Below are 1,950 nucleotides of genomic sequence, written 5' to 3' on the forward strand. Positions count from 1 at the left end.
CGCAGGACTCCGGGGTGTTCCGCTGGGTCGCGCTCGCGTGCGGCACGCTTCTGATCATCGGTGCGCTGGTCCTGGTCGGTCTGATGGTGATCCCGCGGACGGCGGCCACGCCGGCCACGCCCGTCGTCGTGGCGGCGGGGACGACGACCGGTAGCGGTGGGTCGAGCCCGGTCGTCGGGTCGGTCGCGTCGTCGGGCTCGAGCGGCTCGGTCCCGACGGGTGGTGTCTCGTGCGGGACGACGGCCTCGGGGCACTCGGTCACCATCGTGAACGGCACGGTGCCCTGCGATCACGCCGTGACCGTCGCGGCGCAGTGGCTCTCCACCGGCACCACACCCGGATACGGCGAGGGCTCGGCCGGGACGATGTACTCCTGGACCTGCACGACGAGCGGCGGCGGGGGCTGGTGCACCTCGAAGATGGGCAGCCACCTGAGCATCGGCTCGTGAGGTGGGGTCCCCGCGCCGTCGACGTTCGTGACCCGGTTGCCCCTCGACACCGGTCAGCTCGCGAGGACCTCGACGAACCGCTCGAGCGCGGTGAAGTCCGCCGGGTTACGCGTGATCAACTGGATGTCGTGAGCTCCGCACAGAACCGACCGGCCCCGGCCTGACGATCCGAGGTGTCGAGTAGGACAGGCTCGTGCCTGGTCATCCGGTCAGCGGGTCGTCGTCGCCCAGCAGCTCGTCGATCTGCTCGCGCTCGGACCGCCACCGTGCCTCGTCGACTGCGGGGAGCCCGCGGAAGTCGGCCTGGAGGTCGCCGAGTGTTCGCTGGGGACTCTCGGGCCGGGCATGGGGAACGAGGTCGGCGACGGGCCGGCCGCCGCGGGTGATGGTGAAGCTCTCACCCTGCTCCACGCGACGCATGATCGCGCCGCTGTCGTTGCGCAGCTCCCGCTGCCCGATGGTGTCACCCACGTCGCCGAACGTAGCGCCTATCCCTACGCGCGGACCGTGGCGCTCTGCGCGTCCTCGGAGAGGAACAGCTCGCTCAGGTCGAGCTCGTTCACGGCGGGGGCGGGGCCGATTCGTCGGGACCATCGGGCACAGGCGTGCGTTTTCGCTGGTCAGCGAGATTGTCGGGGGGTGCGTCTACAGTCATCACCATGAGCAGGCCGGTGGTCGACGAGGCGGTGATGCACCATGCGCAGGACGTCATGGTGGCCGCCCGGCGCGCCGAGCATGCCGTGCTGTGCGAGGTCGCCCGGCTGGAGAACACCGGGACTGCGGAGATCGCCGGCTACAGGTCGACGGAGCGGCTGGTCCAGGACCTGTGGCGGGTCGACCTGGGGGAGGCGCGTCGGCTGGTGCGTCACGCGCGGGCCCTGTGCGGGCAGGTCTCGCCGAGTGGCTCGGCGCTGGAGCCGCGGCTGACCGCGACCGCTCCGGTGGCCGCGGCGGGAGTCTTGGACCGTGGCCACGTGCGGGTGATCGACGAGGCGGTCCGGCACCTGGAACGGGTGGACGGCATCGACGTGGCCGCGGTGGCTGAGGCCGAGGAGTTCCTGGCCGAGAAGGCCCGGGTGTTGGCGCCGCCGGGACTCGCGCGGGTGGCGGCCCAGTTGATCTCGGCTCTGGACGAGGACGGGGTCGCGCCGGACGAAGGGCCGGAGCCCTCGGAGGAGCTGCGGATCGGGCGGCGCGCCGACGGCTCGCTGGTGCTGCGGGGTCGGTTCACCGGCCGGGCGGACATCGCGCTGATCCTGGCGGCGTTCGACGCGCTGTCCGGGCGGGCCGGCGCCGAGGACAAGCGCGGACTCGAGGCCCGGTACGCGGCGACGCTGCGCGAGTTGTGTGGTCTGGCGATGGCGCCCGGTGGGATCGGGGCGAACGTCGCGCCGGAGGACCGGGCGAACCCGAGTGAGACCACCGCCCCGCCCGAGCGGGGAGACGGCGACCCGCAGAATCTGCTTCCCGGCCAGCGCCACCCGGACGACGCGGCTCGCCG

General features: G+C 72.7%; 3 protein-coding genes. 2 read left to right on the forward strand and 1 reads right to left on the reverse strand.

The window, feature by feature from the left end:
• A partial coding sequence (locus tag VGI02_RS26660) for a hypothetical protein (RefSeq protein WP_331632686.1) occupies nucleotides 1-449 on the forward strand: 449 nt, incomplete at its 5' end.
• A gap of 201 nt (nucleotides 450-650) precedes the next feature.
• Here the strand turns inward: VGI02_RS26660 and VGI02_RS26665 are convergent.
• Entirely contained in the window at nucleotides 651-920 is a 270-nt protein-coding gene (locus VGI02_RS26665; RefSeq protein ID WP_331632688.1) for a type II toxin-antitoxin system Phd/YefM family antitoxin, read from the reverse strand.
• A gap of 188 nt (nucleotides 921-1,108) precedes the next feature.
• Between VGI02_RS26665 and VGI02_RS26670 the strand changes: the two genes are divergently transcribed.
• The coding region (locus tag VGI02_RS26670; protein WP_331632690.1) for a DUF222 domain-containing protein at nucleotides 1,109-1,950 on the forward strand (842 nt) is incomplete at its 3' end.

Origin of the sequence: Actinomycetospora sp. (genome assembly GCF_036497245.1) — a bacterium.
Lineage (GTDB): Bacteria > Actinomycetota > Actinomycetes > Mycobacteriales > Pseudonocardiaceae > Actinomycetospora.